23 protein-coding genes, 1 tRNA gene and 6 pseudogenes are annotated in these 26,190 nt (G+C 69.4%); 9 read left to right on the forward strand and 21 right to left on the reverse strand.

Annotated features, from left to right (window positions below):
- Positions 1–247: 247 nt before the first annotated feature.
- From DA06_RS00480 to DA06_RS00520, 9 genes and pseudogenes are all read right to left on the reverse strand, one after another.
- Entirely contained in the window at positions 248–1,135 is an 888-nt protein-coding gene (locus DA06_RS00480; RefSeq protein ID WP_043496524.1) for a type II secretion system F family protein, read from the reverse strand.
- A gap of 10 nt (positions 1,136–1,145) precedes the next feature.
- Entirely contained in the window at positions 1,146–2,093 is a 948-nt protein-coding gene (locus DA06_RS00485; protein ID WP_043496525.1) for a type II secretion system F family protein, read from the reverse strand.
- Entirely contained in the window at positions 2,090–3,577 is a 1,488-nt protein-coding gene (locus tag DA06_RS00490) for a CpaF family protein (RefSeq protein WP_043496527.1), read from the reverse strand. Before DA06_RS00490 ends, DA06_RS00485 begins: the two co-directional genes overlap by 4 nt.
- Positions 3,574–4,632, reverse strand: coding sequence for an AAA family ATPase (locus tag DA06_RS00495; RefSeq protein WP_418606686.1), 1,059 nt, complete (start codon positions 4,630–4,632; stop codon positions 3,574–3,576). The genes DA06_RS00490 and DA06_RS00495 overlap by 4 nt, the downstream gene beginning before the upstream one ends.
- Positions 4,633–4,783: 151 nt before the next feature.
- The gene (cpaB, locus tag DA06_RS00500) at positions 4,784–5,575 is read right to left on the reverse strand and encodes a Flp pilus assembly protein CpaB (protein ID WP_043496530.1); all 792 of its coding nucleotides are present in this window, start codon (positions 5,573–5,575) and stop codon (positions 4,784–4,786) included.
- A 4-nt stretch (positions 5,576–5,579) separates the two neighbouring features.
- Positions 5,580–6,323: a hypothetical protein gene (locus DA06_RS00505; protein ID WP_418608475.1), complete on the reverse strand. Its 744-nt coding sequence runs from the start codon at positions 6,321–6,323 to the stop codon at positions 5,580–5,582.
- 138 nt (positions 6,324–6,461) lie between these two features.
- Positions 6,462–6,608: pseudogene (locus tag DA06_RS00510) on the reverse strand (pilus assembly protein TadG-related protein); the annotation flags it as partial.
- Positions 6,601–6,978, reverse strand: a complete 378-nt coding sequence (locus DA06_RS00515; RefSeq protein WP_043496534.1) for a TadE/TadG family type IV pilus assembly protein — start codon at positions 6,976–6,978, stop codon at positions 6,601–6,603. The pseudogene DA06_RS00510 and the gene DA06_RS00515, both read right to left, overlap by 8 nt.
- A gap of 78 nt (positions 6,979–7,056) precedes the next feature.
- Positions 7,057–7,284: a Flp family type IVb pilin gene (locus tag DA06_RS00520; RefSeq protein WP_418606585.1), complete on the reverse strand. Its 228-nt coding sequence runs from the start codon at positions 7,282–7,284 to the stop codon at positions 7,057–7,059.
- Positions 7,285–7,699: 415 nt separating this feature from the next.
- Between DA06_RS00520 and DA06_RS00525 the strand changes: the two genes are divergently transcribed.
- Positions 7,700–8,338 carry a TetR family transcriptional regulator gene (locus DA06_RS00525; protein WP_043496536.1) on the forward strand — a complete coding sequence of 213 codons (639 nt, stop codon included), beginning with the start codon at positions 7,700–7,702 and terminating at the stop codon, positions 8,336–8,338.
- Positions 8,339–8,419: 81 nt separating this feature from the next.
- Here the strand turns inward: DA06_RS00525 and DA06_RS00530 are convergent.
- Positions 8,420–8,505: transfer RNA gene (locus tag DA06_RS00530), tRNA-Leu, on the reverse strand.
- A 139-nt stretch (positions 8,506–8,644) separates the two neighbouring features.
- Entirely contained in the window at positions 8,645–9,505 is an 861-nt protein-coding gene (locus DA06_RS00535; RefSeq protein ID WP_043496538.1) for an SDR family oxidoreductase, read from the reverse strand.
- A 76-nt stretch (positions 9,506–9,581) separates the two neighbouring features.
- On the opposite strand from DA06_RS00535, the gene DA06_RS00540 reads away from it, so the two are divergent.
- The 4 genes and pseudogenes from DA06_RS00540 to DA06_RS00555 all read left to right on the forward strand — a co-directional run bounded on the left by DA06_RS00540 (position 9,582) and on the right by DA06_RS00555 (position 12,900).
- Positions 9,582–10,499: a GNAT family N-acetyltransferase gene (locus DA06_RS00540; RefSeq protein ID WP_418606687.1), complete on the forward strand. Its 918-nt coding sequence runs from the start codon at positions 9,582–9,584 to the stop codon at positions 10,497–10,499.
- A complete protein-coding gene (locus DA06_RS00545; RefSeq protein WP_418606688.1) occupies positions 10,381–10,740 on the forward strand; it encodes a hypothetical protein in 360 nt (119 codons plus the stop codon). Before DA06_RS00540 ends, DA06_RS00545 begins: the two co-directional genes overlap by 119 nt.
- 611 nt (positions 10,741–11,351) lie before the next feature.
- Positions 11,352–11,735 (forward strand): annotated as a pseudogene (locus tag DA06_RS00550) (M3 family metallopeptidase); the annotation flags it as partial.
- A 142-nt stretch (positions 11,736–11,877) separates the two neighbouring features.
- On the forward strand, positions 11,878–12,900 hold the full coding sequence (locus tag DA06_RS00555; protein ID WP_418608294.1) for a M3 family metallopeptidase: 1,023 nt from the start codon (positions 11,878–11,880) through the stop codon (positions 12,898–12,900).
- Positions 12,901–13,033: 133 nt separating this feature from the next.
- On the opposite strand, the gene DA06_RS00560 is transcribed toward DA06_RS00555, so the two are convergent.
- The 5 genes and pseudogenes from DA06_RS00560 to DA06_RS00580 form a co-directional block, all read right to left on the reverse strand.
- The gene (locus DA06_RS00560; RefSeq protein WP_052436180.1) at positions 13,034–14,980 is read right to left on the reverse strand and encodes a beta-L-arabinofuranosidase domain-containing protein; all 1,947 of its coding nucleotides are present in this window, start codon (positions 14,978–14,980) and stop codon (positions 13,034–13,036) included.
- Positions 14,981–14,993: 13 nt separating this feature from the next.
- Entirely contained in the window at positions 14,994–15,809 is an 816-nt protein-coding gene (locus tag DA06_RS00565) for a carbohydrate ABC transporter permease (protein WP_043496542.1), read from the reverse strand.
- Complete coding sequence (locus DA06_RS00570) at positions 15,806–16,762, reverse strand: carbohydrate ABC transporter permease (RefSeq protein WP_043496545.1); 957 nt, start codon at positions 16,760–16,762, stop codon at positions 15,806–15,808. Before DA06_RS00570 ends, DA06_RS00565 begins: the two co-directional genes overlap by 4 nt.
- A 42-nt stretch (positions 16,763–16,804) precedes the next feature.
- Positions 16,805–17,599 (reverse strand): annotated as a pseudogene (locus DA06_RS00575) (sugar ABC transporter substrate-binding protein); the annotation flags it as partial.
- Between the two features lie 74 nt (positions 17,600–17,673).
- A pseudogene (locus DA06_RS00580) lies at positions 17,674–18,492 on the reverse strand (ABC transporter substrate-binding protein); the annotation flags it as partial.
- Between DA06_RS00580 and DA06_RS00585 the strand changes: the two are divergent.
- Both DA06_RS00585 and DA06_RS00590 read left to right on the forward strand, forming a co-directional pair.
- A pseudogene (locus tag DA06_RS00585) lies at positions 18,401–18,931 on the forward strand (LacI family DNA-binding transcriptional regulator); the annotation flags it as partial. The pseudogenes DA06_RS00580 and DA06_RS00585 overlap by 92 nt on opposite strands.
- A gap of 103 nt (positions 18,932–19,034) precedes the next feature.
- Positions 19,035–19,361, forward strand: coding sequence for a substrate-binding domain-containing protein (locus tag DA06_RS00590; RefSeq protein WP_418606689.1), 327 nt, complete (start codon positions 19,035–19,037; stop codon positions 19,359–19,361).
- Positions 19,362–19,433: 72 nt separating this feature from the next.
- Here the strand turns inward: DA06_RS00590 and DA06_RS00595 are convergent, their stop codons facing one another.
- A complete protein-coding gene (locus tag DA06_RS00595; RefSeq protein ID WP_043496552.1) occupies positions 19,434–20,954 on the reverse strand; it encodes an MFS transporter in 1,521 nt (506 codons plus the stop codon).
- Between the two features lie 195 nt (positions 20,955–21,149).
- Between DA06_RS00595 and DA06_RS00600 the strand changes: the two genes are divergently transcribed.
- Positions 21,150–22,493: a M20/M25/M40 family metallo-hydrolase gene (locus DA06_RS00600; protein WP_043496554.1), complete on the forward strand. Its 1,344-nt coding sequence runs from the start codon at positions 21,150–21,152 to the stop codon at positions 22,491–22,493.
- Between the two features lie 48 nt (positions 22,494–22,541).
- On the opposite strand, the gene DA06_RS00605 is transcribed toward DA06_RS00600, so the two are convergent.
- On the reverse strand, positions 22,542–22,781 hold the full coding sequence (locus DA06_RS00605; protein ID WP_418606690.1) for a DUF5703 family protein: 240 nt from the start codon (positions 22,779–22,781) through the stop codon (positions 22,542–22,544).
- A 104-nt stretch (positions 22,782–22,885) separates the two neighbouring features.
- Between DA06_RS00605 and DA06_RS00610 the strand changes: the two genes are divergently transcribed.
- The gene (locus DA06_RS00610) at positions 22,886–23,155 is read left to right on the forward strand and encodes a hypothetical protein (protein WP_043496556.1); all 270 of its coding nucleotides are present in this window, start codon (positions 22,886–22,888) and stop codon (positions 23,153–23,155) included.
- Positions 23,156–23,158: 3 nt separating this feature from the next.
- Here the strand turns inward: DA06_RS00610 and DA06_RS00615 are convergent, their stop codons facing one another.
- The 3 genes and pseudogenes from DA06_RS00615 to DA06_RS00625 all read right to left on the reverse strand — a co-directional run bounded on the left by DA06_RS00615 (position 23,159) and on the right by DA06_RS00625 (position 26,094).
- Positions 23,159–23,617 carry a hypothetical protein gene (locus DA06_RS00615; protein WP_418608477.1) on the reverse strand — a complete coding sequence of 153 codons (459 nt, stop codon included), beginning with the start codon at positions 23,615–23,617 and terminating at the stop codon, positions 23,159–23,161.
- Positions 23,618–23,732: 115 nt separating this feature from the next.
- Positions 23,733–24,593 (reverse strand): annotated as a pseudogene (locus DA06_RS00620) (serine hydrolase domain-containing protein); the annotation flags it as partial.
- Positions 24,571–26,094, reverse strand: coding sequence for a serine hydrolase domain-containing protein (locus DA06_RS00625; RefSeq protein ID WP_418606691.1), 1,524 nt, complete (start codon positions 26,092–26,094; stop codon positions 24,571–24,573). The pseudogene DA06_RS00620 and the gene DA06_RS00625, both read right to left, overlap by 23 nt.
- Between the last annotated feature and the right edge of the window lie 96 nt (positions 26,095–26,190).

A 26,190-nucleotide genomic window follows, 5' to 3' on the forward strand; every position in this document is an offset into this window, starting at 1 on the left:
TCCGGAAGCCGAAATTCTGCGAGGTCGGCAACAATGAGCACCGCGCACGCTACGGCGAGCACCGAAAAGGCGAGGACTTCTGCCCAAGTTTCGCCCAGGGCCGCCGCGCCAACGCCACCAATTGCGGCCAGCGGAACGTACGCATGGTGCGAGTGCAGCCGTGAACGCCTATTGGTGACGGTGTGCACCCAACGGCAGAGCGAGAATGCACCAAGGGCAGTTAGGGCTGCTGTAGTGACGACGTGTGTCACGAACTAAAGGCTGCCACGATGTCCATCGCGGCAGGACCCAAGAGAACAATAAACAACACGGGCAGGATGCAGACCATGAGCGGGAAGATCACCTTGACCGGGATCTGCATCGCCTTCTCCTCGGCTCGTTGGCGGCGCTTAAGCCGCATCTCGCCCGCCTGGGTCCGCAGCACGTCGGCGATCGCGATGCCGTGCTTGTCCGCTTGGATGATCGCGCGGACGAACCGGCGCAGGTCCGGGACGTCCGATCGTTTGGCCAGCTCCTCAAACGCCTGGCGCCGCGATCGGCCCATCTGGACGTCCTGCAGTGTTCGAACCAACTCTTCGGCGAGCGGGCCCTTGCCGTTCTGGCCGGCGCGAGCCATGGCAGAGTCGAATCCTAGGCCAGCTTCGACGGCGATCGTCATTTGGTCCAAGGTGTCGGCGAGTTCGAGGGTGATCTTCTCGCTGCGTTCAATGCCCCGGCTGTAGAGCAGGAGTTCTGGCACAAAGTACGCGACGGCGACCGTGACCGTGGCGATAAGCAGGAAGAGCGGTGCAGCACCCGCAGAAATCAGAAGATAGGCGACTAGAGCGGACGCGGCGGCGAGGGCGGGCTTGGCCACAAGAAGTTTGTCGATGGTCCAGTCGGCAGGCCGCCCGGCCCGTAGATGTAGCTTCTCCAACAGCCGGATGGAGGCGCCTGGCGTAAGTCGCCGAGCGGCCGCTGCGAGGCTCGAACTCTGAGGCGCGGCATCAGCAACTCGGGCGGGCGCTGGCAAACCTCGCTTGAGATTCGCCAGGGCTCGGGTGCGAACGGCGTTCGGTCCGGCGAGCAAGGCCCAAGTCGCCATCCCCAGCGCAAGTCCGAAGGCAGCCATCCCGACGAGAACGGTCACAGGCATGGTGTTCTCCTCAGAACTTGATGTTGACGGTCTTTCGCAGCCAGATCCCGCCCACGAGGAGCAGCACGATTGCGACGATGATCAGGCCGTAGCCAAGAATGCTCTCGGTGAATCTGCCGATGTACTCCGGGTTGGCGACAGTGAGAAAGCCGACGATCCCCACGGGCAACAGCATCAGAACAATGGCCGAGAGCTTCCCTTCGGCCGCCAGCGTCTTGACCTGCCGGCGAATCTCGTTGCGCTCTCGGATCGTGTGCCCGACGCCGTCAAGCACCTCCGCGAGGTTGCCGCCGACTTCGCGGTTGATGGCGATGGCCTGTGTGACCCACGAGAAGTCCTCGCTGCCCATGCGTCGGGCCGTGTCTCTCAGCGAGGCGTTGAGCTCACGGCCCATGCGAGTCTCGTTAATGATTCGGGCAAACTCCTCGGACGTGGGCTCCTCGGACTCGGCTGCGACTGAGTCCAATGCCTGGAGGATGCTGTGGCCGGCACGCAGTGCACCGGCCATCAACTGCAGCGAGTCGTCCAGTTGATCCGCGAAGGCGGCTTTCCGGCGATCGACCATAAGGGCGAGAACCAACCGCACAAGGATCGGGCCGAAGGCCGCCAGCAGCACGGCCAGCAACGGCCCTCCGGCCAGGAGGCCGAGCGTGGCCGCGACGAGAGCCCCTATGCCGACGAGAAAGACGAAATCCTGGGGTCGAGTCTTCACTCCTGCCCGCTGCAGGATCGTGTCCGCTCCGACGTCGGCTCTGCGCTCGAGAACTCTGCCGATCGCCCCAGTAGCCGCCGTAGCTCCCCTTGCGAGGGCGCCGCTGCCATGTCCCACGTTCAGGCGGCGACGTTCGAGTGAAAGGCGGACCTGTCCGGGAGAGATCGCCGCATAGACCAGTGTGGCGAGCGCGAGGGCAATCAAACAGGTACCGACGCCGGCGGGCGTCATGAGGTATTGGATCATCGGAAGCCGCCTTGGGGGCCAGGTACACCGAAGATGTGCGGCGACACCTTGATGCCGAGTTCGTCGAACTTGTCCGTGAACCGCGGACGGATCCCTGTGGGAATAGGGCGGCCGAGGAACCTCCCGTTAACGTCGACGCCTGCGGAGTAGTCGAACACGAACGCGTCCTGGAGCGTGACCGTCTGACCTTCCATCCCCTGGACCTCGGTGACGGCGGTGACTCGACGGGTGCCGTCGCGCAGTCGGCTGAGCTGCACGACCAGGTCGACCGCGGAGGCGATTTGTTCCCGGATAGCGCGCAGGGGAAGGTCCATTCCGGCCATGAGGACGAGGGTCTCGAGCCTTGCGATTGCGTCGCGGGGCGAGTTGGCGTGAACAGTGGACAGTGAGCCGTCGTGACCTGTGTTCATTGCCTGGAGCATGTCGAGACTCTCGCCGCCGCGAACCTCTCCGACGACGATGCGGTCGGGGCGCATTCGTAATGAGTTCTTGACGAGGTCCCGGATACTGATCTCGCCCTTCCCTTCGATATTCGCGGGTCGACTCTCGAGGCGCACGACATGCTCCTGCTGCAGTTGCAGTTCGACCGCGTCCTCGATGGTGACGATTCGCTCGCCCTCTGGGATGAAAGACGACAACACGTTGAGCAGCGTCGTCTTTCCGGTGCCCGTACCTCCGGAGACGATGATATTGAGGCGCGCCTCGACGCAGGCATGCAGCAGCTCTGCCATCTCCGGAGTGAGGGTGCCGAAGTTGATGAGGTCGGCCACCTTGAACGGGTCCTTCGAGAATTTCCGGATCGTCAACGACGACCCGCTGAACGCTAGCGGTGGGATGACCGCGTTGACACGTGAGCCATCGGGGAGACGTGCGTCGACGAGCGGCGAAGACTCGTCGATGCGACGTCCGACGCGCGAGACGATGCGCTCAATAATCCGGCGCAGGTGGTCCTCGGAGGCGAAGTGCACCTCCGTACGGGTCAGCTTGCCCCTCTGCTCGACGTAGATTTTGTTGGGACCGTTGACCATGATCTCGGTGACGGTAGGGTCGTCGAGGAGCAGCTGGAGGGGCCCGTGGCCTAGGACGTCGTCCTGAACATCGCGGATCAGCCGCTTGCGCTCCTCGGTCGAGAGCGGAACCTGCTCCTCCTCGACGACATGATTGAGCTCGGTGCGCACCAGCTTGTGCAGCTGCTCCTCGCTGAGGCTCGAATCGGTCAGGCGGGAACCGATGCGTTCGAAGAGCGCGTTTGCGGCGCGGTCCTTGAGCTTAGCGACCGCGTCGTTCTGCGGTCGGGTGGGGTCCGCCTGCGCCGTTGTCGCTGCGTGGAGGCCACCTTGGTCGGTCGAGGGTCTCACGTTAGGGCCGAGAGGAGCCGACGGTGTCGGAACAGGCGCCGCCGGCGTTGGGGAACTGGGCTGTAACGCTGGCTGGACGGCCGGGCCCCCTGGAGTTGGAGTCTTGAGTCGTTCGGAGAGTTTCATCGGGCTGCCACCGTGGCCTTGCGGCGGGAGCGAGCAGCTCGGCGGCCCGCCGGTTCATTCGGAGTCGCGACGGGCGCGAACGACGACACGAGATTGTGGAACTGCTTCACAATCGGGTCCTTGCCGCCGGTCTGCAGCAAGGGAACGCCCTGGTTCAATGAGGGAAGCACGGCAGACGAGACGGGCAGCTCGATGTCCACGGGGCGGCCGATCGTGGCCTTGACGTCGGCGACGGAGAGGCCACCGCGCGGCGTGCAGAAGTTCAGCACGACGACTCTGTTCTCAGCCCCCATACCGAGTTCGCCGAGGATGTCGAGCTCCTTGCGCAACCCACGTACGCCAGCGACGTCCATGCTCGTGATGAGCACAAGGTCGCTCGCATGATCCAGGGCTGCCAGCGTGTGCTCGGACAAGCCCGGCGCTGTGTCGACCACGACGTAACGGAACTGCGACGCGAGCATCCTGAGGAGATGACCCACCTCCTCGGCAGTAATGCCGTCTGCAGCGGCCGGTGAATCTGGCGCGCAGATCGCGTACAAACCTGTGGGATGGAGGCTGAGGAAAGTCTTGAGCGCCATCGTGTCGCGCGCAGCGGGCCCGTGGACAGCGTCGAGCAGCGAATATTCCGGAGCGAGATTGAGAGCCGTGGCGACGTCACCGAACTGGACGTCAAGATCGACAATCACGGTCGAATGGGGTTCCGCTCGTGCGAGTCCCACGGCGAGATTGGTCGCCGTTGTTGTTTTGCCGACGCCGCCCTTGGGTGAGACGACACTGATAATGCGGCCGGTCAGGCCGGGCTCCGGGGGTGCCTGCGCCCCACTTGCCTGCACTTGCACGGTTTGGGCGACCAGGCTTGCCCGGTCCAGCACTCCTCGAATCTCGGACCGGTCGGCGCCGGTGGGGAGGATGTCGCGGACTCCGGCTCGCAGTGCGGCGAGGCCGACCTCGTGTCCACCGTCGGACACCAGCACGACAACGATGGTCGGGAAGTGCTGTCCGAACTGTTGCACGAAGTCGAGAGCTCGATCGACCGGTGTGTTCGGGCCGATCACAAGGACATCGGGCAACGGGGCCCCGTTAAGACGGGCGACAAGATCGGCGGGGGCCCCCGGCAGCGCTCCTGGAAGGGAGAGATAGCGCCGGAGGTAGCCGCGTGGAACCGCTCTTCAAAGGTGGGCGTTGAGGAAGTCAGGACGATGCGCGTCATTCGAACACGTTCTCCTCGGTCACAATTCCAGTGCCATCTTGCGTAGCCTCAGCGCCCTCCAACGAGAGCCAGATCCTGGCATACTCCGCCGCGAAGACGATGCGCTCGGCGTCGTGAGGCGTGACCGCAAGAGTCACCAGGAGTTGCGCTGCGGGCTGCGGTTCTGCGGAAGCTCCGGATTCTTCCGACTCACCTTCCGTCGGTTCCTGAGCCTCTGGAGCCGGCTGGATCCCGCCCTGCACGCGTGTGACAAGCACCTTGTGCAGCACCAGGTGGGAGCGGTCTGTCGTTGCCTCCAGCGAGACTTGTGCGGCGTCCTGCGAGCCCTCGCTCGCCTCAAGAGAGACGAACACGCCCACAGTGTCACCTGGGGACAGGTGACCACCGAGGACACGCTCGGCGGTGAGGGGAACGGTCACCTGGTGAAGGTTTGCCGGAACGTCGACCTCAGCGGCGGCTGCGATCGCCTCAGGTGCGGAGAAGCGAGCTGAGAGCAGTTGCTCGCCGACCTGGAGGTCCGTATTCGCCACGCGACCACTCAGTTCTTCGAGGCTCATGACACTTCCTGGGACGACCGCCGAGGATGGCACCTCTTCGACGCTCACAAAGTCCGATAATTGCTCGGCCGGGGTGCCCTCGGGAATAGGCGTCGTGGTTACGATCACTTCAACGGGTGCTTGGTTCGCCATGGCGCGCTGCTCGGCACCGCTCACGTAGACGAAAACAAGGCCGGCGCCAACGAGCGCGACGAGAACGGCGCCAAGAACGGCGATTGTGCGTCGATTCATGTCATCAATCAATCAGTTTGAAGGTGAACGACCCCAGGTCCGGGGCGGAGGGATCCAGTTCTGCGTCTGCATCCACCAGATTCATGAACTGGCCAGTGAGGCACTGATTGTTGTTACCGGCGCCGCTACAGGTGGCATTCCCGTACGTGCGGGCCGACCCCCCGAGATTCAGACCGAAACCCGTGAGGCGAAAGCCGACGTGGCCGTAGACGTGATATGTCGCATTGCTACCGGTGCCTGCGAAACCGTTGTGAACGGGTATCGGGATCGGCTCCGCTGCGTCAACCACCGCGACCAGTTGCTCGTAAGTGCATGTCTGCGAAAGATTCGCACCCTGATCACCGGATACCGGCTGGTCAACGGTCGTGGGCACATCGCACGTCGAAACGCCGCTATCCGTGATGACCCCGAAGCCGCCCGGTGGCGTCGGGTCGAAATGTCCCGAGCCCTGGAGTGCGCACTCTTGAGAAATGGCGTCGACGTTGCCGTTCCCGTTAGTTACCGCGTTGATCGTAACGACCGCGCTAGGTGACGTCGTAAGCTCGTACCTGCCATTCTGAAATACGAATGAACTGCCACCGGCTTGGATTGAGTTCTGGATGACACATGCTGAGAAGATGAGTGGAATGCTGGTGGTTGAGCCGATGCCGCCCCAGACCGCGGTGGCGTCCGCTGTTACGGTGGTTGCCTCGAAGTCGGATGACAAGATGGGCGCGAACCAGTGCGTTTGGTCCTCCGTGGCGGTCACCGCGACACGGCCAGGCTGAGACATGTCGACGTCGACGTTGTCGACCGTCCCGTCGTTGACATTTCCAAGGACCATTGCATCAGCTAGCGCCTCGGGGTCAGCGGGGCAACCGTCGAGGGCGCACTCCTGGGCGACGGCGAGGGCAGCAGCGTCGGCGCCGTTCTGAAGTTGCTGCCTTTCGGCGTAACTAGCCGCCACGTCGACCGAAATCGCGGCGAAGCTATAAGTGGGACCATGAGAAGAGCGACTACGACGGCAGTTGCGCCGCGCTCCTTGTCTAACCACCGCATCGCATGGTGCCCTTTCCGGTGAGCGTCACTTCACCAAAGAAGATGAGGTCCAGATCGTGGGTGATCACTGCCTCTGCGGTGGGAAGTGCTCCTGTCGGCGGAGAGCAGTCGCTGGGAGTGATTGCGACTGCGGCCGCTGTGATGCCGAGTGCAGAGGCTGACGCAACAGCCCTATCAATGGCATTCTGCTGGGCGTTGTGGATTGCCATCTCTCGAACGGCGTCCCGCGCTGCGTTAGAGAGGGTCGTCTGGGCGTAGTAGGCGCGCCCGAACTCGGTTATGCCGAAGACGAGCAGCAGGAGGATAGGGAGCACGAGCGCAAACTCGACCGCGGCCGCTCCGCGCTCGGATCGCGGCTTTTTCATATGGTCTCCACTAAACGACGTGGCGCCTAAACGACGTGGCGCCCCATTGCGGGGCGCCACGCTAGCTGTGCCAGATCGTCACGGAGTGGCGTCCGTGATTCCCTCACCGGTCAGCGTGGTGCTGACAGAGGTGAAAGCGGCGAGCATCTGGTCGCCAAGAGTGGCGACAATGGTGATGATGGCCACGGCGATCAGGCCCACGAGCAGGCCGTACTCCACGGCGGTGGCGCCACGGTCCTTGCGGCCCTCGAAGCGGTCGCCGATGACGGTGAACAGGGTGGTGAAGAATGCGGCTGCACGGTTCATTTCTGAACTCCCTATGTGAGGTTGGTCAGCTCAGGAGTGGGTCCAGAGCCGGGGGATGTACGCCGGAAGCAGGGGGTGAACCGGCGTGACGATGCGAGATTCGCAGAACTTTTCGGTTCCTGCAAGCACTTTGGGAGTGTGAACTTGCGGACGATGCAACATCTGCTATGGACCTCACCCTCGCCTCACCCTCTGTCACCCTTCGTCGGGTGCTCGTAACCCGCGGAAACCTGCGGCTCACTCGCAGGACAGGGCCGACTACGCTCTGCTATCAAGGTCTATCGCGTAGTTCGGGTGTAACGAACGCAACAGCGCGTCTAGTAGGACCTAAGGCCTGCTAGCCCCGGGGGAGGCACCGCTTTCTGGGTGTCACGGAGAAGTGCCGACACTGAAACTTCCACCCGGGAGGAACGTCATGAGCGACTCCGGCGAGATGGGACTCCGCGCGCTGAAGAAGCAGATGACCCATGAGGCCATCGCAGAGGCCGCGCTGAAACTGACCATCGAGAAGGGCCTCGACCACGTCACCATTGACGAGATCGCCCGGCAGGCCTTCGTGTCGCCCCGGACGTTCTCGAACTACTTCTCCTGCAAGGAGGAAGCCGTCGTCGCGGCCGACGATCACTACACCGACGACGTGGTGGCCGCGCTGGAGCGCCGGCCGGTGGACGAGCCACCGCTCGAGTCGCTCCGGCACGTGTTGGTCGACCTGGCTCGGTCTCAGTCCCGCCAGCAGCTCCGCGGCTACGTCGAGAGGGTCGAACTCGAGGAGCAGTTCCCGACGCTCCGTCCCTTCCGGATGGCGCAGTACGACCATCTGGAGGAGGTCCTGCGGGACGCGGTCGCCGAGCGCACGGGCACCACGGTCGCAACAGACCTGTACCCCTGGCTGGTCGCCGCCGCGGCGGTCAGCATCGTGAAGACGACCACGCGCCTGTGGTCGAAGCCCCGTGCGCCCCGCGTCCGGCTGATCGAGAAGATCGAGGATGCGTTCGACCAGGTGGCGGCGGGCCTGCCGGTACCGGCTGCTCCTGGCAAGGAAGGGGCTACCTAGGCGGGCGCGTACCTGGACAACGGCGAAGCCCCCGGCCGCGATTTCGCGGACCGGGGGCTTCGCCGTCGCTGTCTCGACGAGTGTCCGGAGGGGGACTTGAACCCCCACGCCCGATAAAGGGCACTAGCACCTCAAGCTAGCGCGTCTGCCTATTCCGCCACCCGGACAGGTGGTGCTTCGCCTCGTGAACTCGGCCTTCCGGCGTCGTCCACCCGGCTGGGCAACGACGAAAAAGATAGCACGGTGGAGGAGGCCTCCTCGACCACCGAGGGCCGCTCCGGCGTCGTTCGTGAGGGAAGCCACAACCTAGAAGACAGGCTTGCCCCCGGTCACGCCGAGGACGGTGCCGGAGACGTAGCTGGCCTCGTCGCTCGCCAGGTACACGAACGCCGTCGCCACCTCGACCGGCTGCCCGGGCCGCCCGAGCGGGGTGCTCATGCCGAAGTCCTGCACGCTGGGCTTGGTCGAGGGCTGCAGCGGCGTCCAGATCGGTCCTGGCGCCACCGCGTTGACCCGGATCCCGCGCGGGCCGAGCTCGGCGGCCAGGTTGACGGTCGCGTTGTTGATCGCCGCCTTCGTCGAGGCGTAGTCCAGCAGCGTCTCCGACGGCTGGAACGCCTGGATCGACGCGCAGTTGATGACGCTCGCGCCCTCCTTCAGGTGGGGGAGCAGCGCCTTGGTGAGGAAGAAGATGGAGAAGATGTTCGTCTCGTACGTGCGGCGCAGCTGCTCGTCGCTGATCTTCTCGAGCCCGTCCTGCGCCATCTGGTAGCCGGCGTTGTTGACGAGGACGTCGATGCCGCCGAGCCCCTCGACCGCCTTCTGGGCCAGCTCGACGTTGGCCTGCTCGGTGCGCTGGTCGGTGGGGCACAGCACGCACTTCCGCCCGGCGGCCTCCACCTGCTTCCTCGTCTCCTCGGCGTCGTCCTGCTCCTCGGGCAGGTACGCGATGGCGACGTCGGCCCCCTCCTTGGCGAACGCGATCGCCGTGGCGCGGCCGATGCCGGAGTCGCCGCCGGTGATGAGCGCCTTCTTGCCCTCCAGCCGGTCGCGGCCCCGGTACGACGTCTCGCCGTGGTCGGGGACGGGGTTCATCTCGTCCGTCCGGCCGGGCCACTCCTGGCTCTGCTCGGGCAGGTTCTTGATCGACTCGGTGTCCACGTTCATGACCCCAGCCTCCGGGCAACCCGCCGACCGCGCACCCCGAGCGGGGCTGTGGGCGGCACGCACTACGGTCGTCCCCATGGACCGTTTCGACCTCCGCTCGGCCGACGGCACCCTCGTGCTGTCGCCGCCCACGCCCGACGACATCGACCGCGTCACCGAGATCTGCGTGGACCCCGACATCCAGCGGTGGACCACGGTCCCCAGCCCCTACACCCGCGACGACGCCGTCACCTTCCTCACCGAGGTGGTGCCGGCGGGGTGGGAGCAGGGTGCTCCGACGTGGACCATCCGCACCGCAGCCGACGACCGGCTCGTCGGCATGGTGGGCCTGCACGAGGTGGCGCACGGCCGCGGTGAGATCGGCTACTGGATAGCGCCCGACGCCCGCGGCAACGGCTACCTCACCCGAGCGATCGAGCTCGTCCTCGACGCCGCCTTCGGCCGGATGGGGCTGGAGCTGGTCCACTGGCGTGCCGACGTCGGGAACTGGCCGTCCTGGCGGGCGGTCTGGCGCCACGGCTTCCGCAGGGAGGGCACCGTCCGCGGGCTCAACGTCCAGCGCGGGAAGATCAAGGACGGCTGGATCGGCTCCCTGCACAAGGACGACCCGCGCACGCCCGTCGCGCCGTGGGACGGCCCCGGGACGACGGCGGAGCCGGAGACATCCCCGGCCTCGGATGTTCCCGGCACCACGGCGGAGCCGGAGACCTCCCTGACCGCGGACGTTCCCGGCACGACGGCGGAGCCGGCGGCCGCCGCGGCGTCGCCCTCGCCCCGGGACCCCGAGGCCCTGGTGCGCCAGTTCCACGACACCTACGCACTCCCCCGTGGTCGCCGACCCGCCGAGCGTGGACCGCGACCGCGTGCACATGCGCATGGCGCTGGTGGCCGAGGAGCTCGCCGAGCTCGTCGAGGCCGTCTACGGCGAGGCGGCAGGCGCGGAGATGTCGGCCGCGTTCACCCGCGCCATGGCCGCCGACGACGGCACCCGTGACACCGTCGAGGCCGCCGACGCCCTCGGGGACCTCACGTACGTCGTCTACGGCATGGCGCTCGAGTGCGGCATCCCGCTCGAGGACGTCCTCGCCGAGATCCAGGCCTCCAACCTGTCCAAGCTCGGCGCGGACGGCAGACCGATCTACCGCGAGGACGGCAAGGTCCTCAAGGGACCGGGCTTCTTCCCGCCCGACATCGCGGGCGTGCTGGCGCGGCACGGGTACAAGGCGCGGTCCTGACGACGACGGTGGAGGAGACCCACGGCACAATGGCCGGCATGTCAGACGTCACGGCCACCACGGCCGCACCCCAGCTCGACCCGTCCAACCCCTTCGCCGCGCCGTCGTCGCTGCCCTACGGTCTGCCCGACTTCGCGGCCGTGCGCCTCGAGCACTTCCGGCCGGCCGTCGCGGCCGGGATCGCCGCGCAACGCGCCGAGTGGGAGGCCGTCGCGACGGACCCGACCGTGCCCGACGTCGTCAACACCCTCGACGCGCTCGAGCGCTCGGGCGAGCTGCTGCGCCGGGTGCTGGTCGTCTTCCACACCCTGGCCTCCTCGGTGGGCGGGGACGAGATCCACGCCATCGAGTCCGAGATCGCCCCGCAGCTCGCCGCGCACCGCGATGCCTTCTGGCTCGACCGGCGCATCTACCAGCGGCTCGAGTCCCTGGCCAGCGCCACCCCGCTGCTCGACCTCGACGAGGAGACCACCTGGCTGCTGGAGAACTACCGCAAGGACTTCGTCCGGGCCGGCATCCGCCTGGACGACGCCGAGATGGAGCAGCTCCGCGAGCTCAACGCCCGCCTGGTCACCCTGGAGACCGAGTTCTCCCAGCGCGTGGTCAAGGGGATGGAGTCCGGCGCGGTCGAGGTCGAGGACCCGGCCAGGCTCGCCGGGCTCGACGAGGGCACCCTCGCGGGGCTGGCCCGCAACGCCGTCGACCGCGGCGTGGCCGTCAACCACCTCATCACCCTCGGGCTCCCCACCCAGCAGCCCCTGCTCGCCCGGCTGACCGACCGCGAGCTGCGCACCCAGCTCCTCGCCGCGTCGGAGCAGCGGGGGACCGGCGTCGACGCCGACTCGGACACCCGCGCCGTCCTCCTCGAGGTCGCCCGCCTGCGCGCCGAGCGCGCCCGGCTGCTCGGGTACGAGCACCACGCCGCCTACGTGGCCGAGGACGGCACCGCGGCCACCACCCCGGCCGTCAACGAGATGCTCGCCCGCCTCGCCGCCCCCGCCGCGAGGAACGCCGGCAAGGAGGCCGCCGAGCTGCAGGAGATGCTCGACGCCGACCCCCGACGTCCCCGACGGCGCAACGCTGCGGGCCGCGGACTGGTTCTACTACGCCGAGCGCCTGCGCAAGGAGCGCTACAGCATCGACGACTCCGTGCTCGCGCCCTACCTCGAGCTGGATCGGGTCCTGACCGACGGCGTCTTCTACGCCGCGAACCGCCTCTTCGGGCTCACTTTCCACGAACGGACCGACCTCGCCGGCTACGCCGACGGCGTGCGCGTGTGGGAGGTCAAGGAGGAGGACGGCAGCGGCCTCGGGCTGTTCGTCGGCGACTACTACGCCCGCGCCGGCAAGCGCGGCGGGGCGTGGATGCACCACCTCGTCGACCAGTCGGACCTGCTCGGCCGCAGGCCGGTGGTGGTCAACAACCTCAACCTGACCCCGCCGCCGGCCGGCGAACCGACCCTGCTCACGTGGGACGAGGTGCGCACCTGCTTCCACGAGTTCGGGCACGCCCTGCACGGCCTGTTCTCCGACGTGCGGTACCCGACCCTCTCGGGCACCAACGTGCCGCGCGACTTCGTCGAGTTCCCCTCGCAGGTCAACGAGATGTGGATGTCGAACCCCGACGTCGTCGGCCGGTTCGCGCGCCACCACGAGACCGGCGAGCCGCTGCCGGCGGAGCTGCTCGAGAAGGTGCTCGCCGTCGCCGAGTACGGCGAGGGCTTCGCCACCACCGAGTACCTCGGCGCCGCCCTGCTCGACCAGGCCTGGCACCAGGTCACGCCCGAGCAGGTGCCCACGGACGTGGACGACGTCGCCGCCTTCGAGCGCGAGGCGCTCGAGCGGGCAGGTGTGGGGCTGGAGCTCGTGCCGCCGCGCTACCGGTCCACGTACTTCAACCACACCTTCGGCGGCGGGTACGACGCCGGCTACTACTCCTACATCTGGTCCGAGGTGCTCGACGCGGACACCGTCGAGTGGTTCACCACCGAGGGCGACATCGACGGCGACGGCGGCCTGAACCGCACCGCCGGGCAGCGCTTCCGCGAGACGCTGCTCTCGCGCGGGTACTCCCAGGACGCGCTGCAGTCCTTCCGGGACCTGCGTGGCCGGGACGCGCGGATCGACCCCCTGCTGAAGCGGCGGGGCCTGACGGACTGACCTTTCCGGCGCGCAGGCGGCCGGTCCGGTAGCTGACCGGGCCGGCCGCCGACCCCTCGGCCCGGGTGACGACGACGAGCCGCATCGCCGCGCCCGACCGACTGTCGGTGGGACGTCGCCAGACCGCGACGCGTCAGCCCACCACAGGCATCCACACCCGCATGGTCGACGGGCCGCGGTTGGCCCAGGAGTGGTACGGCACGAGCCGCACGAGTCCACGCTCCTCGACGCCGGTGACCACGCCGGTCCCCGGCTCCCGACCGAACGGCCACTCCTTCGGCTCAGCGAGATCGATGACCCGGGCCCTCACGTACACGTCTCCGTCCTCCTCGACGGGTGGTTCGGACGTGTACACCTGCAGGCCGGAGACGTCGGTGCCGAGGTCCACCGACTCCGCGCACATCACGACGGGTCCGCGCTCGACCGCGACCTGTCCACGCACCGCATCCACGCGGGGATCGGCGTACGACCACCGGGCGTGCAGGGGCAGGTCCAGGACGACGACGTCGCCCGCGGTGAACCCGCGCCGGGCGGCGGCGTACGTGCCCGCCTCGACGTCGTTCCGCCTCCCCTCGGACGTGAGCGTCGCACCGTGAGCCCATGACGGGACGCGCAGCTTCAGCGTCCACGGGGCCGACGGCGTGTCGAGCACCTCGACCTCGATACGCCCGTCCGCCGGGTACCGCGTGCGCAGCTTCAGCACGACGTCGCCCTGCCGGAGGCGCGCCCGGACGGTGGACTCCGCGAACTGGTGGATCTGGACACCGTCGTCGTCGTGCGTGGCCAGGTAAGCCCCGAGCGAGGCGAACGTGCGTGTGAGGTTCGACGGGCAGCAGGACACGGCGTACCACGGTGCGCGAAGGCTCGATGCGGCGCGCGGGCTCAGCTCGTCCGCGGCCGGGACGTGGCCCGGTGTGCGCTGGTGAAGGGTGTTCGTGTAGTAGAACCCTCGCCCGTCCTCCGCGGGCGCCGTCAGGACGACGTTGTAGAGAGCGCGCTCCACGGCGTCCGCGAAGCGCGCCTCGCCCGTGGCGAGGAGCAGGCGCTGGTTGACCATGATCGAGCCGATGCCCGCGCAGGTCTCCGAGTAGGCCCGGTCGGGCGGAAGCTCGAAGTCCTGCCCGAAGGACTCACCCTCGTGGTGAGCCCCCATGCCGCCGGTGATGTACGTCCGGCGTGCGAGCGTGTTCACCATCTGCCTCGTCACGGCGCCCAGCAGCTCGCCGTCGTCCGTCTCGACCGCCAGATCCGCGGCACCGGCGGCGAGGTAGTTCGCCCGCACGGCGTGCCCGTTCATGACGGTGGCCTCGCGGACAGGGACGTCGTCCTGGAAGTACTGCGGACCGAACCAGATCTCGCCGAGCACCCCGTGCCCGCGCCGTTCCACGAACAGCCGCGCCTGGTCCAGGTAGCGCCGGTCCCCGGTGGCGCGGTACAGCTCGACGAGCGCCGGCTCGATCTCCGGGTGCCCGCACACGCCCTGGTTGCCGTCCGGCCCGAACTCCCGGCACACATGATCGGCGGCGCGCCGCACGACCTGGACGAAGGCGTCGTCGGCGCCGACGGTCCGGGCGCGGGCGACGCCCGCCTGGATGAGGTGGCCGAAGCAGTACAGCTCGTGGCCCCACTCCAGGTCGCTGTACCTCGGCTGCTGACCGGGCCGCCCGAACATGGTGTTCAGGTAGCCGTCGGCCTCCTGAGCCGCCGCGACGCGTGTGGCGAGCGCCCTGAACCGCTCGTCCATCGCCGCGTCACCGGTGCGGCCGTACTCCCAGGCGATCGCCTCGAGCAGCTTGTAGATCTCCGAGTCCGAGAACTCCCGCCCGGTTCGGTCCTGCGGCAGCCGACCCTCGACGGCGGCGTCGAAGTTGCCGATCCACCCGAGCCGCTCCATCCACGACTGGGCGTGCTCGATCATCGTGGAGGCGTTGAGGTTCTGCATGTCCGCCCAGACCCCGCCGTCGATCGTGAGATCTGCGATGCCGAGCGGGCGGAGCACGCTCCGGGAGGGGGCGAAGGGAAGGCCGTGCGCGTCCACGGCGTCGGCGGGCAGGCTGGATCGGGCGGTGTCGGCAGACATGTCGAGAGTTCCCTTACTTCACGGCGCCGACGGTAAGCCCGTCGCGCAGCAGTCGGTAGGTGGAGAGGAAGACGACGAGGATGGGGATCGAGGTCAGGACGGCGAGGGCCATCAGGCCCGGCCAGTCGATACCGAACGCGGAGACCTGCATCGCGAGCAGCGCGCTCAACGGGTACTGGCCCGGCGAGAGGAAGAAGTTCACCGCGTAGAGGAACTCGCCCCACGCCAGCAGGAACGTGAGCGTGCCGACGGTGAAGACGCCGTTGCGGGCGACGGGCAGGGCTATCGACCAGAAGGTGCGGAACATGCCGGCGCCGTCGATCGCACCAGCCTCCTCGAGCTGTGGCGGCACCGCCCTGAAGAACGGGCGCAGGAGAAGGGTCGCGAACGGGGTGAGAAGGGCCGCGTCGGCGAGGATGACCCCGGCGACCGAGTCGAGAAGCACCCAGTTACCGAGAACCTCGAAAAGTGGGATGACGGTGGCCGTCTGCGGCGTCATCTGGAGCACGATCAGCAGGCCGAGCCCCACGCTCGTCAGCCATCCCTTGGTGCGTGCGAGCCCGTAGGCGGCGGGAACTGCGACCAGCAGCACGATCGCGGTGGTACCGATCGCGATGGTGGCCGACTGTCCGAGGGCGGCGAACAGCTCGCCGTTGAACGCCTTGACGTACGCCTCGGTGGTCGGGCGGAACAGCAACGAGCTCGACGTCCCGATGACGTCCGCGGAGCTCTTGAACGACGTCAGGACGATCCAGAGGATGGGGACGCCGTACATCAGCGTCAGCAAGATCTTGACGAGGACCGCGACGGGGCCTGCCTTGGGGCTCATCCCTCCTTCTCCTCCTTCCGGATGCTGCGTGCGTAGACGAACGCGAGGACCAGCACGCCGGCCACCGTGAGGAGCGAGGTGGCGGCGCCGAGCCCGAAGTCGTAGCGGACGAATGCCTGCAGGTACCCGAGGAACGGCAGCGTGTTGGTGGCCGTGCCCGGACCGCCGTAGGTCATGACGTAGATGAAGTCGAAGCTGCGGAATCCGTAGACGATCGTGAGGACGAGCAGGACGAGGGTCGTGGGCCGCACCGCCGGGGCCATGATGTGGCGGACCTCCTGCCACTTGCTGGCGCCGTCGAGCGCGGCGGCCTCGAAGACCTCCGGCTCGATGTTGAGCAGCGCCGCCCGGTAGACGAGCGCGTTGAACGGGATGACGGCGAAGGAGTTCACGAACGCCACGGCGGCCAGCGCCCAGGCGCCGTCGTAGAGGAACGGAACGGGGAGATCGCGCAGACCGGACTGCACCAGGAGCATGTTCACGAGTCCGTTGTCCGCCAGCAGGAACTTCCACACCGACCCGTTGACCACCGGGGGAAGCGCCCACACGAACACCATCAGCGCGAGGACCAGGTCCGACCACCGCCCGCGGGTCCGCAGCGCGATCGCGGCGGCGAGGCCCAGCCCCATGCCGAGCACGGTGACGATGACGACGAAGACCAGGGTCCGCGCGATCGCGTCCTGCGTGTCACCGCTGTCGAACCCGCGGGCGAAGTTGTCGAGGCCCACCCACGCCCACTCCGCGTTGAGCGTCGCGGAGGTGACGGCGCTGACGGCCATCCTGACGAGCGTCCAGAGTGGGTAGAGGCTGAACAGCCCGAGGAACACGCCTGCGGGTAGCAGGAAGATCCGGCGGGAGCGGGTGATGCCGTGGAGCCGGTTGCCCGGACCGGCGGTGGTGCGGTCGCCCCCGCCGGTCCGGGCGGCCCCCGGAGGTGCCGTTGTCGTGGTCATCTCTCAGTCCCTGGTCGTGGCGGACCGTGCCGCCGCCGAGCGTTACTTGATCAGGCCCTGGAGGGAGTCGACGGCCGTCTGGGCCGCCTGCTCCGGCGTGCTCTGGCCGCCGATCGCCGCGCTCCACGCCTGACCGACGGTGAGCTGGAGGTCGGCCACGGCCTCCGGCGGGATGTTCGGCGCCGGGTAGTTGGAGCCGTACTGCTGGATGGTCGCGGCGAACGGCTTGAGGAGCTCGTTGCCCGTCACCACCTCGTCCTCGGCCGCGTCGGCACGCGAGGGGATGGACCCGACGAGATCGGCCGCGAGCACCCCGCCGTCCCGGGACAGGTACGTCTCGGTGAGGTACTTCCAGGCGAGGTCGGGGTTCTCGGAGAAGGCACCGATCGCCTGGCCCTCCCCACCGAGGTACACGCCCGCGTCGTCACCGAGCGGGAGAGGGACGACGCCGTACTCGAAGTCGGCGTCGGCCTCGGCAGAGCCCATCTGCCAGTTGCCGTTCTCCGCGAAGGCGACCCCGCCTGCCGAGAACGTCTGGAAGGGGACGGTCTGGTCCCAGTTCACGGCCTCCTGCGAGAGCCAGCCGTTCTCGACCCAGCCGCGCACCCGGGCCAGGCCCGCGGCCATCGCGTCCGCGTCGAGGTTCTCGTACGTGAAGCCCTCGGCGGTGATCCACGGGTAGCCCTGCCACTCGCCCTGGCTGTTGGGAAGCCCGGAGAGCGTGATACCGGCGTACCCGGCGTCCTTGGCCTTGCCCATCGCGGCCTCGAGCTCGTCGAGCGTCGTCGGCGGCTCGACGCCGATCTCGGAGAGGATGTCGGCGTTGTACCAGAGGCCGAGGAGGTTGACGTAGCCCTGGACCGCGTAGCGGGTGCGTCGATCGTGTGGACGACGGAGTCGGGGAGCTGGTCGGCGTCGTCGTAGGCGTCGAGGTACTCGTCCATCGGTGCGAGCGCACCGCCGAGCGCCAACGTGGAAGCCTCGGCGCCGTTGAAGACGACGACGTCCGGTCCGGTGTTCGAGCCGGCGGCTGAGATGACCTTGGAGTTCATCTGGTCGTAGGGGACGAAGACGTTCTCGACCGTGACGCCGGAGTTGGCGTCCTCGAACATCTTGGCGTACTCGTCCATGAGCTGGACCTGGTTGTCTGCACTGAAGTAGTGCCAGACCGTGACGGTCTGGTCGCCGCCGGCCGTGCCGCCGCCGTCGCCGCCTGCAGCAGGTGAGTCCTCACCTGTGCTGCCGCACGCGGCGAGCGCGAGCGCGCCGACGAGGGTTGCCGAAGTCAGAGCCACCACGCGGCGTCGCTGCCGTGCGGTCGGGGTGCTGCGCATGCCTTCTCCTCGAGGTGGGCCGAGAGCACTACTCCGCGGGGCCGCCACGACGTTGTGTCCTCGACGATGGATGGCGATCTTCGTCGTCACGGTTCCGTCGAGATCCGGCCGGAAAACAGCTGGTACGGAAACTCGCCGAAACCGTTTTCGTAACGTAGCATGGCCAATCGGAGGCGTCAAAGACCTGCCGTAACGATATGGTTTCGGCTCAGTTCGCCGGGGGGGAGGAGAGGACATCAGCACGCACGGTACGGACACGCGCGCTAAGGCGCCGACGCTCAAGGACGTCGCACGCCTTGCGGGGGTGTCGGTCGCGACGGCGTCGAAGGCAATCAACGGCAAGGCGAACGTCCATCCGGACACCCGTCGCCGTGTCATCGACGCGGCGGACCGCATCTCCTTCACGCCCAACACCCTGGCGCAGTCCATCCTCGCGGGGCGCACCGGCACCGTCGGCCTGCTCACCAACGACCTCGAGGGCCGTTTCTCGCTCCCGATCCTCATGGGCGCCGAGGACTTCTTCGGTGCCGGCCAGATGTCGGTGCTGCTCTGCGACGCCCGCGACGACGCCATCCGCGAGCAGCACCACCTGAAGGCGCTGCTGGGCAGGCGGGTCGACGGCCTCATCGTCGTCGGCAGCAACACCGACCCCCGCCCCTCCCTCGGGCGGAGCCTGCCGGTTCCCGTCGTCTACGCCTACGCGCCGTCGCAGGACGCCGAGGACTGCTCGGTCATCCCCGACAACGTCAGCGCGGGATCGATCGCGGTCGAGCACCTGCTGTCCCTGGGGCGCCGTCGAATCGCCCACATCTCGGGCGACGTCGGCTACAGCGCTGCCCAGGACCGTGCTCTCGGCGCGGCCCAGGCGCTCGCAGAGGCCGGGGTGGAGGCTCGCGGGCCCGTCCGCTACGGCAGCTGGACCGAGGCATGGGGGGCGCGTGGCGGCGCACAGCGTTCTCGACGCAGATCCGGAGGTCGATGCGCTGCTGTGCGCGAGCGACCAGATCGCGCGCGGAGCCCTGGACGCCCTGCGCGACCGGGGCGTGAGGGTGCCGGAGGACGTGGCGGTCATCGGGTTCGACAACTGGGAGGTCATGACCTCCGGGGCGCGTCCGGCGCTGACGAGCGTCGACATGAACTTCGAGATGCTCGGTCGGCGCGCTGCCGAGCACCTGGTCGAGGCGATCAACGGCCGCCCGGCGAGCGGCGTGGAGACGATGCCCGTCCGCGTCGTCGCCCGAGGCTCGACGATCTCCGGCTACTGATCCCGCGCGCGAGGCGTCGGGCGGCATCGACGGCAAGCGTCGTTCCGGATGGGCCGCACGGCGGTCACCGCGTCACGTGTGCGCGGCCCTGCCTCGCTCGCGACGTGACCGTCCGGCCGTCGCCGAGGTCGGCAGCGTGTGCGTGTGCGCGGCCGCTGCGGCGGCGGCGTCCTCGACCGTGCCGGCTGCGGCGCGGTGCCGGGGGATGACGACGGCCATCAGCACCCCGAGAAAGCTGAACACCGCCATCACCCACGAGGCCGCGGCGAGGCCCGAGGCGAGGGCGTCAGCCTCCGAGGCGCCGGCGTCGGCCTGGTTGCCGATCACCGTGCCGTAGATCGTCGCGGCCAGCGCGGTCGCCACCGAGGCGCCGACGTACCTGGCCATGTTGGAGACGCCCGAGGCCCCGCCGACCTGTGCCTCGGGAACCGAGGCCGTCGCCGCCGAGGACGCCGGGCCGTTCGACAGGCCCATGCCCACCGCGATGGCGATCAGTGGCAGCAGGAACGCGCCGTACCTCCACGGGGCGTCGACGAAGCCGACGATGACGAAGCCGGAGGTGGTGAGGGCGAACCCGAGCCCGATCGTCTGACGGCCGCCGAACTTCTTCGCCAGGCGCGGCACCACCGGAGCGATCACGACGAGCCCGACGGTCGCCGGCAGCGTGGCCAGGCCCGCCTGGAACGGGCTGAAGCCCAGAGCGGCCGGGTCCTGGAAGTAGAGGCTGAGCAGGTACATCAGGGCGTTGATGGTGCCCGCACCGATGAGGATGGCGACCGTCGAGCCGACCAGGACGCGGTTCCGCAGCAGCGCCAGGTCCAGCAGCGGCACGGCGACGCGCTTCTCCACCAGGATGAACGCGTACCCGGCCGCGGCCGCGACCGCGAAGCAGCCCAGGGTGGCCACCGAGAACCAGCCCCAGTCACCGCTCTTGGACACACCGAGGATCAGCGGTGTCAACGTCAGCGCGATCAGCACCGTGCCCGCGTAGTCGATGGTCCTCGGTCGCTCCGGGTCCCGGGACTCGCCGACCATCGCCGCGGTCAGCACCATGCACAGGACCGCCACGCCGGCGTCGATCCAGAACAGGCCCTGCCACCCGGTGATGTCGACGAGCACGCCGCCCAGCAAGGGCCCGGCGGCCGCGCCGACCGCGGCCGCCGCGCCCCACAGGGACACCGCCCGCAGCTGCGCGTCGCCCTCGTTGGCGACCGACAGGAGGCTCAGACCGCACGCCAGGATCGTCGCGCCGGCCGCGCCCTGGATGACGCGCCCGGCGATCACCATCCCGCCCGATCCCGCCAGCGCGATCATCACGCACGACACCACGAAAAGCAGCAGGCCCAGCTGGAAGACCCGCCTGCGGCCGAAGACGTCACCCAGCGAGCCCGACGTGACGATCACGGCGGCACCGACCAGCGAGTAGCCGGTGACCGCCCACTGCAGCGTCGTCACCGAGGTCCCGGTGTCCTCCGAGATGGCGGGAAGCAGGATGCTGACCGCCGAGGTGTTGGCGTTCACCACGAGCGTGGAGATACAGGTGGCGGCGAGAACCCCGCCCGCCTTCGTGCTCAGCTGTGCGACCTCACCCATGCCTACTTTCCTCTCCGCCACCCCCGGAAGAGGCCACCTCCGTACAACGGTAGGCGGACGCGCCCGGGCGGGGGTCACCCACCGTGGGGGAGAGTCGACAAGGCGGCGGCCCGTCGCGGGGCCATCTGCGGACCGGGACAGACCGCCGTCGGGGCGGGGGCCGCGCCCCGCATTGGACCTGGGTAGCCTGCGCCTATGACGACGCAGCCCATCGCCTCCGCCGAGACCCCAGCCGTACGTCCCGAGGACGAGGTGGTCCGCATCTGCCGCGACCTCATCCGCCTGGACACGTCCAACTACGGCGACGGCTCGGGGCCGGGGGAGCGGGCCGCGGCCGAGCTGGTCATGGAGCTGCTCACCGAGGTCGGCTGGGACCCGGAGCTGATCGAGTCCGCCCCCGGCCGTGCGAGCGTCGTGCTGCGCATCCCCGGTACCGACCCGACCCGGCCTGCGCTCGTGCTCCACGGCCACACCGACGTCGTCCCCGCGGCCGCCGACGACTGGTCCGTCGACCCGTTCGCCGCCGAGGAGCGCGACGGGATGATCTGGGGTCGCGGCGCCGTCGACATGAAGGACATGGACGCCATGATCCTGGCGGTGGTGCGAGACATGGCCCGCACCGGCTGGCGCCCGCCGCGCGACGTGATCGTCGGCCTCTTCGCCGACGAGGAGGCGGGCAGCAAGATGGGCGCGCACTGGCTCGTCGCCAACCGTCCCGACCTGTTCGAGGGGGCCGGCGAGGCGGTCAGCGAGGTCGGCGGCTACTCCGTCGAGATCGACGGCCGCCGGGTCTACCTCCTCCAGACCGCCGAGAAGGGCCTCGCCTGGCTCCGCCTCCTCGCGGACGGCACGGCCGGCCACGGTTCCCAGGTGAACCGCGACAACGCCGTCACCCGCCTCGCCGGCGCGGTCCACCGCATCGGCGAGCACGCGTGGCCGCTGCACCTGACCGGCACGGTGCGCCAGCTCCTCTCCGGCGTCGCCGACCTCACCGGCACCCCGTTCGACCCCGAGGACCCCGAGGGCATCGACCGCCTCGTCGCCGCGCTGGGCCCGGCGAGGAAGTTCGTCGGCGCCACCCTGCGCACCGGCGCCAACCCCACGCAGCTGGACGCCGGGTACAAGGCGAACGTCATCCCCGGCTCGGCCAGCGCCGCCGTCGACGTGCGGTTCCTGCCGGGGGAGGAGCAGGAGGTCATGGATACCCTCGCCCGGCTCGCCGGACCGGGCGTGCGGTTCGAGGACATCCACCGCGACACCGCGCTCGAGGTGCCGTTCGAGGGCGGCCTGGTCGACGCGATGATCGGCGCGATCGACGCCGAGGACCCCGGCGCGACCGTCCTGCCGTACATGCTCTCCGGCGGCACGGACAACAAGGCGCTGTCCCGGCTGGGCATCACCGGCTACGGCTTCGCCCCGCTGCGCCTGCCGGCCGACCTCGACTTCGCGGGCATGTTCCACGGCGTCGACGAGCGCGTGCCCACGGACGCGCTACGCTTCGGCTGCCGCGTGCTCGAGCGGATGCTGCGCACCTGCTGAGCGAACCGGCCGGCCGGTCGGGGCCGACGGCCGGGGGCGGTGCGGGCGTCAGAGCGTGCTCGGCACCCGCATCGCCTTGCGGCGCAGCCAGATCTTCCGGGTGCCGCCCATGTAGAGGCGGGTCCGGGCCAGCTCCCAGCGGCCGTACTCGGCCTCCTCGGTGAGGAGCCGGCGCACGTCACCACGGCTGAGGTCTCGGGGAAGCGTGACCGTCCGGTACTCGTAGTAGGCGGTGGACGAGGCGGCGCGGCGCCTCCCGACAGCGATCTCGTGGTTCTTGCCCGGCATCCCCTTATGCTCCCTCTCGTCGGCGGTCCAACTCAAAACTGGGCGCATCTCCGCAGGTCAGAGCCGGTGGTGTGCCGCTCCGACGGGACCGCTAGGCTCATGCCATGGCTAACGACCCGCGGGCTGCTCTCGACCGACTCATCGCTGCGTTCGAAGCACACTACGACGCCGTCGCCGCGGCGCAGGACAGCGACGCACCGGCGGTCGTGGCGGCTGCGAACACGCTCATGGATGCATTCGACACCTACGACGACGCGTTGTTCACGGGTTTCGGGGTCGATACGCCGTTCGACATCTACTCCGAGGACGACGAGGACGAGGACGACGACCTCGACTACGACGAGGACGACGACGAGGAGTACGAGGAGGCCTGAGGCTCACCGCCGGTCGCGCAGCCGCGGGTACGACGTCCCGAGCAGGCCGGTGTGCATGGCCGTCACCCGGCCGTCGGGTCCGCGACCGAACGCGACGGGGACGACGCCCGGGCCGATCTCCGTAAGGTCGACGCGGAAGAGGTCCGGGTCCTTCCCGTCGGGGTGGAGCGGCAGTCCCCTGCGCACGGCCGGGATCGGCCGGCGCCCGCGCACCGTGAGGCGGCCCCGCCGGACGACGACCTCGACGGCGGAGCCCAGCACCATCCGCGGCTGCGGGTCCAGGAGCGGACCCGCTCCGAGCGAGTACCTGCCGCACAGCTCGCCCCAGGTGCCGGGACGCTGCGGCGCATCTGCCCGGATCCGTTCCTCGGGGACGTCGAGCAGCAGGCGGAGGAGCGCCTCCGCCGCCGGCACCGGCGCGCCGCGCGGGTCGAACGAGCCGGTGTTGCCGAGCGTGACCACGCCCACGCCGTCGTCCGGGGCGAGGAGGAGGTCGGCCAGGAAGCCCTTCCAGATCCCCGTCGTGGCCCGCCGTGCGGCGCCCGCCGGCGTCGCCCGGATAGAACCCGAGCCCCACGCCGGGCACGCGGGGATCGGGCCGGTGGTGCGGCTGGAACATCAGGGCGAGGGTCTCGGGGCGCAGGATCCGGCCGTGGTCGTTGGCGCCCCCGCCGAGCAGCGCCGCGGCGTAGCGGGCCACGTCCCGGGCCGTGGAGTACAGCGCGCCGCCGCCGGCGGTGACGACGTCGAGGTCCTCGACCGGGTGCAGACCGCCACGGCGGAGCTCGTAGCCGGTCGCCAGGCGGGGTCGGACGCGTTCTGACCGGACGAGGTCGGAGCGGTCCATGCCGAGCGGGTCGAGCACGGTCTCACGCACGTGGTCCGCGAACGGCACGCCCACGACGTCCTCCACCAGCTGGCCCAGCACGGTGAAGCCGTGGTTGCTGTAGGCCCACCTGGTGCCCGGCTCCGCGTCGTAGCGCAGCCCGCCGCGGTAGTACGCGGCCGGCGACGGCGCCCGGCCCACCGGCGCGCCCCAGCCGAGCGCGGGCCGGAGCAGGTCGGCGACGTGCCGCACCGCGCGGATCCCGCCGGTGTGGGTGAGCAGGTGCCGCACCGTCGGCGGGTGGAGGCCGTCGTGGGAGGGGACGAGCTCGACGGTGCGCAGGTAGTCGGCCGCGGGCGCGTCGAGGTCGACGAGCCCACGCGCCCACAGCTGCATGACGGTGACCGCCGTGAGCGTCTTGGTCACCGAGCCGACCCGGAAGACCGTGTCCTCGTCGACGGGGGTCCCGGTCGCGACGTCCGCGAGACCGTGATGGTGCGACCACACGACCTCGCCGTCCCGCACCACCGCGACCGCGAGCCCCGCCGTGGGCCACCGGTTCAGGACCGAGTCGACGGCGGTGGTGAGCTCACGCGTGTCGAGCTGCAGCACGATTCCCTCCTAGGATGGTCGTTGCGCGGCCGCCCCGACGGCGCAGCCTCCGTACCGGCGGCCGGCGGTAGGCGGTGATCGGCATGCCGTCGAGGTGGAGGGCCGCGGGCACGCCCGACGATCCCGGTTCGAACACCACCCGGAGGCTCCCGAGCTGGGGGACCTCGACGCGGAAGGCGTAGGGGTCGGCACCGTCGTCGGGGTGCAGGACGAGACCGCGGTACAGCGCGGGGACGGGTGTCAGCGCGCGCAGCATCAGCCGGCCGCCGCGCACCCGCACCTCCAAGCCGGCGCCGACGACGCCACGCACCCGCACGTCGGTCAGCGTGGGCGGGCCCGGGAGGGCGTACCGCCCGCACAGCTCCGCCCACACGTCCGGGCGCTGGGGCACGTCCGTGCGGATGCCCTCCTCGGCCACGCCGAGGAGGGAGTCGAGCACCTTGCCGGTCTCCGCGGCCAGCCAGGTGGCCCCGCCCCGGGTGCCGTTGGTGAACGCGACCAGGCCCACGCCGTCGTCCGGGGCGGCGTACAGCTGGGCGAAGTACGGCGGGATCACGCCCTGGTGCTCGACGGCGCGGTGCCCGCCCGCCTGCACCCGCCAGAACGCGAGGCCCAGGCCCGGCAGCCGGGGGTCGGAGCGGTACTGCGGGGCGAACATCTCCTCGAGCGACTCCCGGCGGAGCACGGACCCGTGCTCGTTGCCGCCACCCGCCAGGAGGGCGGCGACGTAGCGCGCCATGTCGCGCGGGGTGGAGAACGCCGCGCCGGCACCCGCCGGGACGTAGTCGAAGGTGGGTGCCTCCTGCGGGCCACGGCGACCGATCCGGTACCCGGTGGCCAGGCGCGCCGGGTCGACGTCGGAGCGCAGCATCGTCGTGTCGGCCATGCCCAGGGGGGCGAAGACGTGCTCGCGGAGGTAGCGGTGGAGCGGCGTACCGGTCACGTCGGCCACGAGCTGGCCCAGCGTCGCGGGCCCGTGGTCGGTGTACCGGAACCGCGTGCCGGGCTCGGCCGCCAGGCGCAGCCCGCCGCGGTAGTACTCGGCCAGGGACGGTACCGGCCGGCCCGCCGGGACCGTCTCGCCGAAGTTGGGACGGATCAGGCCCGAGCGCGGCACCTGCTCGCTGACCCCGGCGGTGTGGGTGAGCAGGTGGCGCGGCGTCGCCGGCCGGTGGGCCGGGTCGGCGGGCACGAGCCGGTACGCCCGCAGGTAGTCGTCGGCGGGTGCGTCGAGGTCGACCAGGCCCTGCTCCACCAGCTGCATGACGGCGATCGCGGTGAAGGTCTTGGTGATCGAGCCGACCCGGAAGACGGTGTCGGGGGTGACAGGCCGGCGCGTCGCGATGTCGGCGAGCCCGTGCGCGGTGAAGGACTCGAGCGCGCCGCCCCGGACCACGCCCAGCGCGAAGCCCACCGCGGGCCGGCGGTTGAGGATCTCGTCGACTCTCGTTCCGACGGCCCGTCCCGCGGCGGCGACGTCGGCCTGCTCGACGGTGGGCATGGTTCCTCCTCGATCCAGCCCCCGGGCTGCTTCCATGGTGCGCCGAGGAGGACGTGCGGTGAAGAGCGTGTGCCGTACGACGCCGGCGGGACGGCC

The organism is Georgenia sp. SUBG003 (assembly GCF_000715355.2).
Taxonomy (GTDB): domain Bacteria; phylum Actinomycetota; class Actinomycetes; order Actinomycetales; family Actinomycetaceae; genus Georgenia.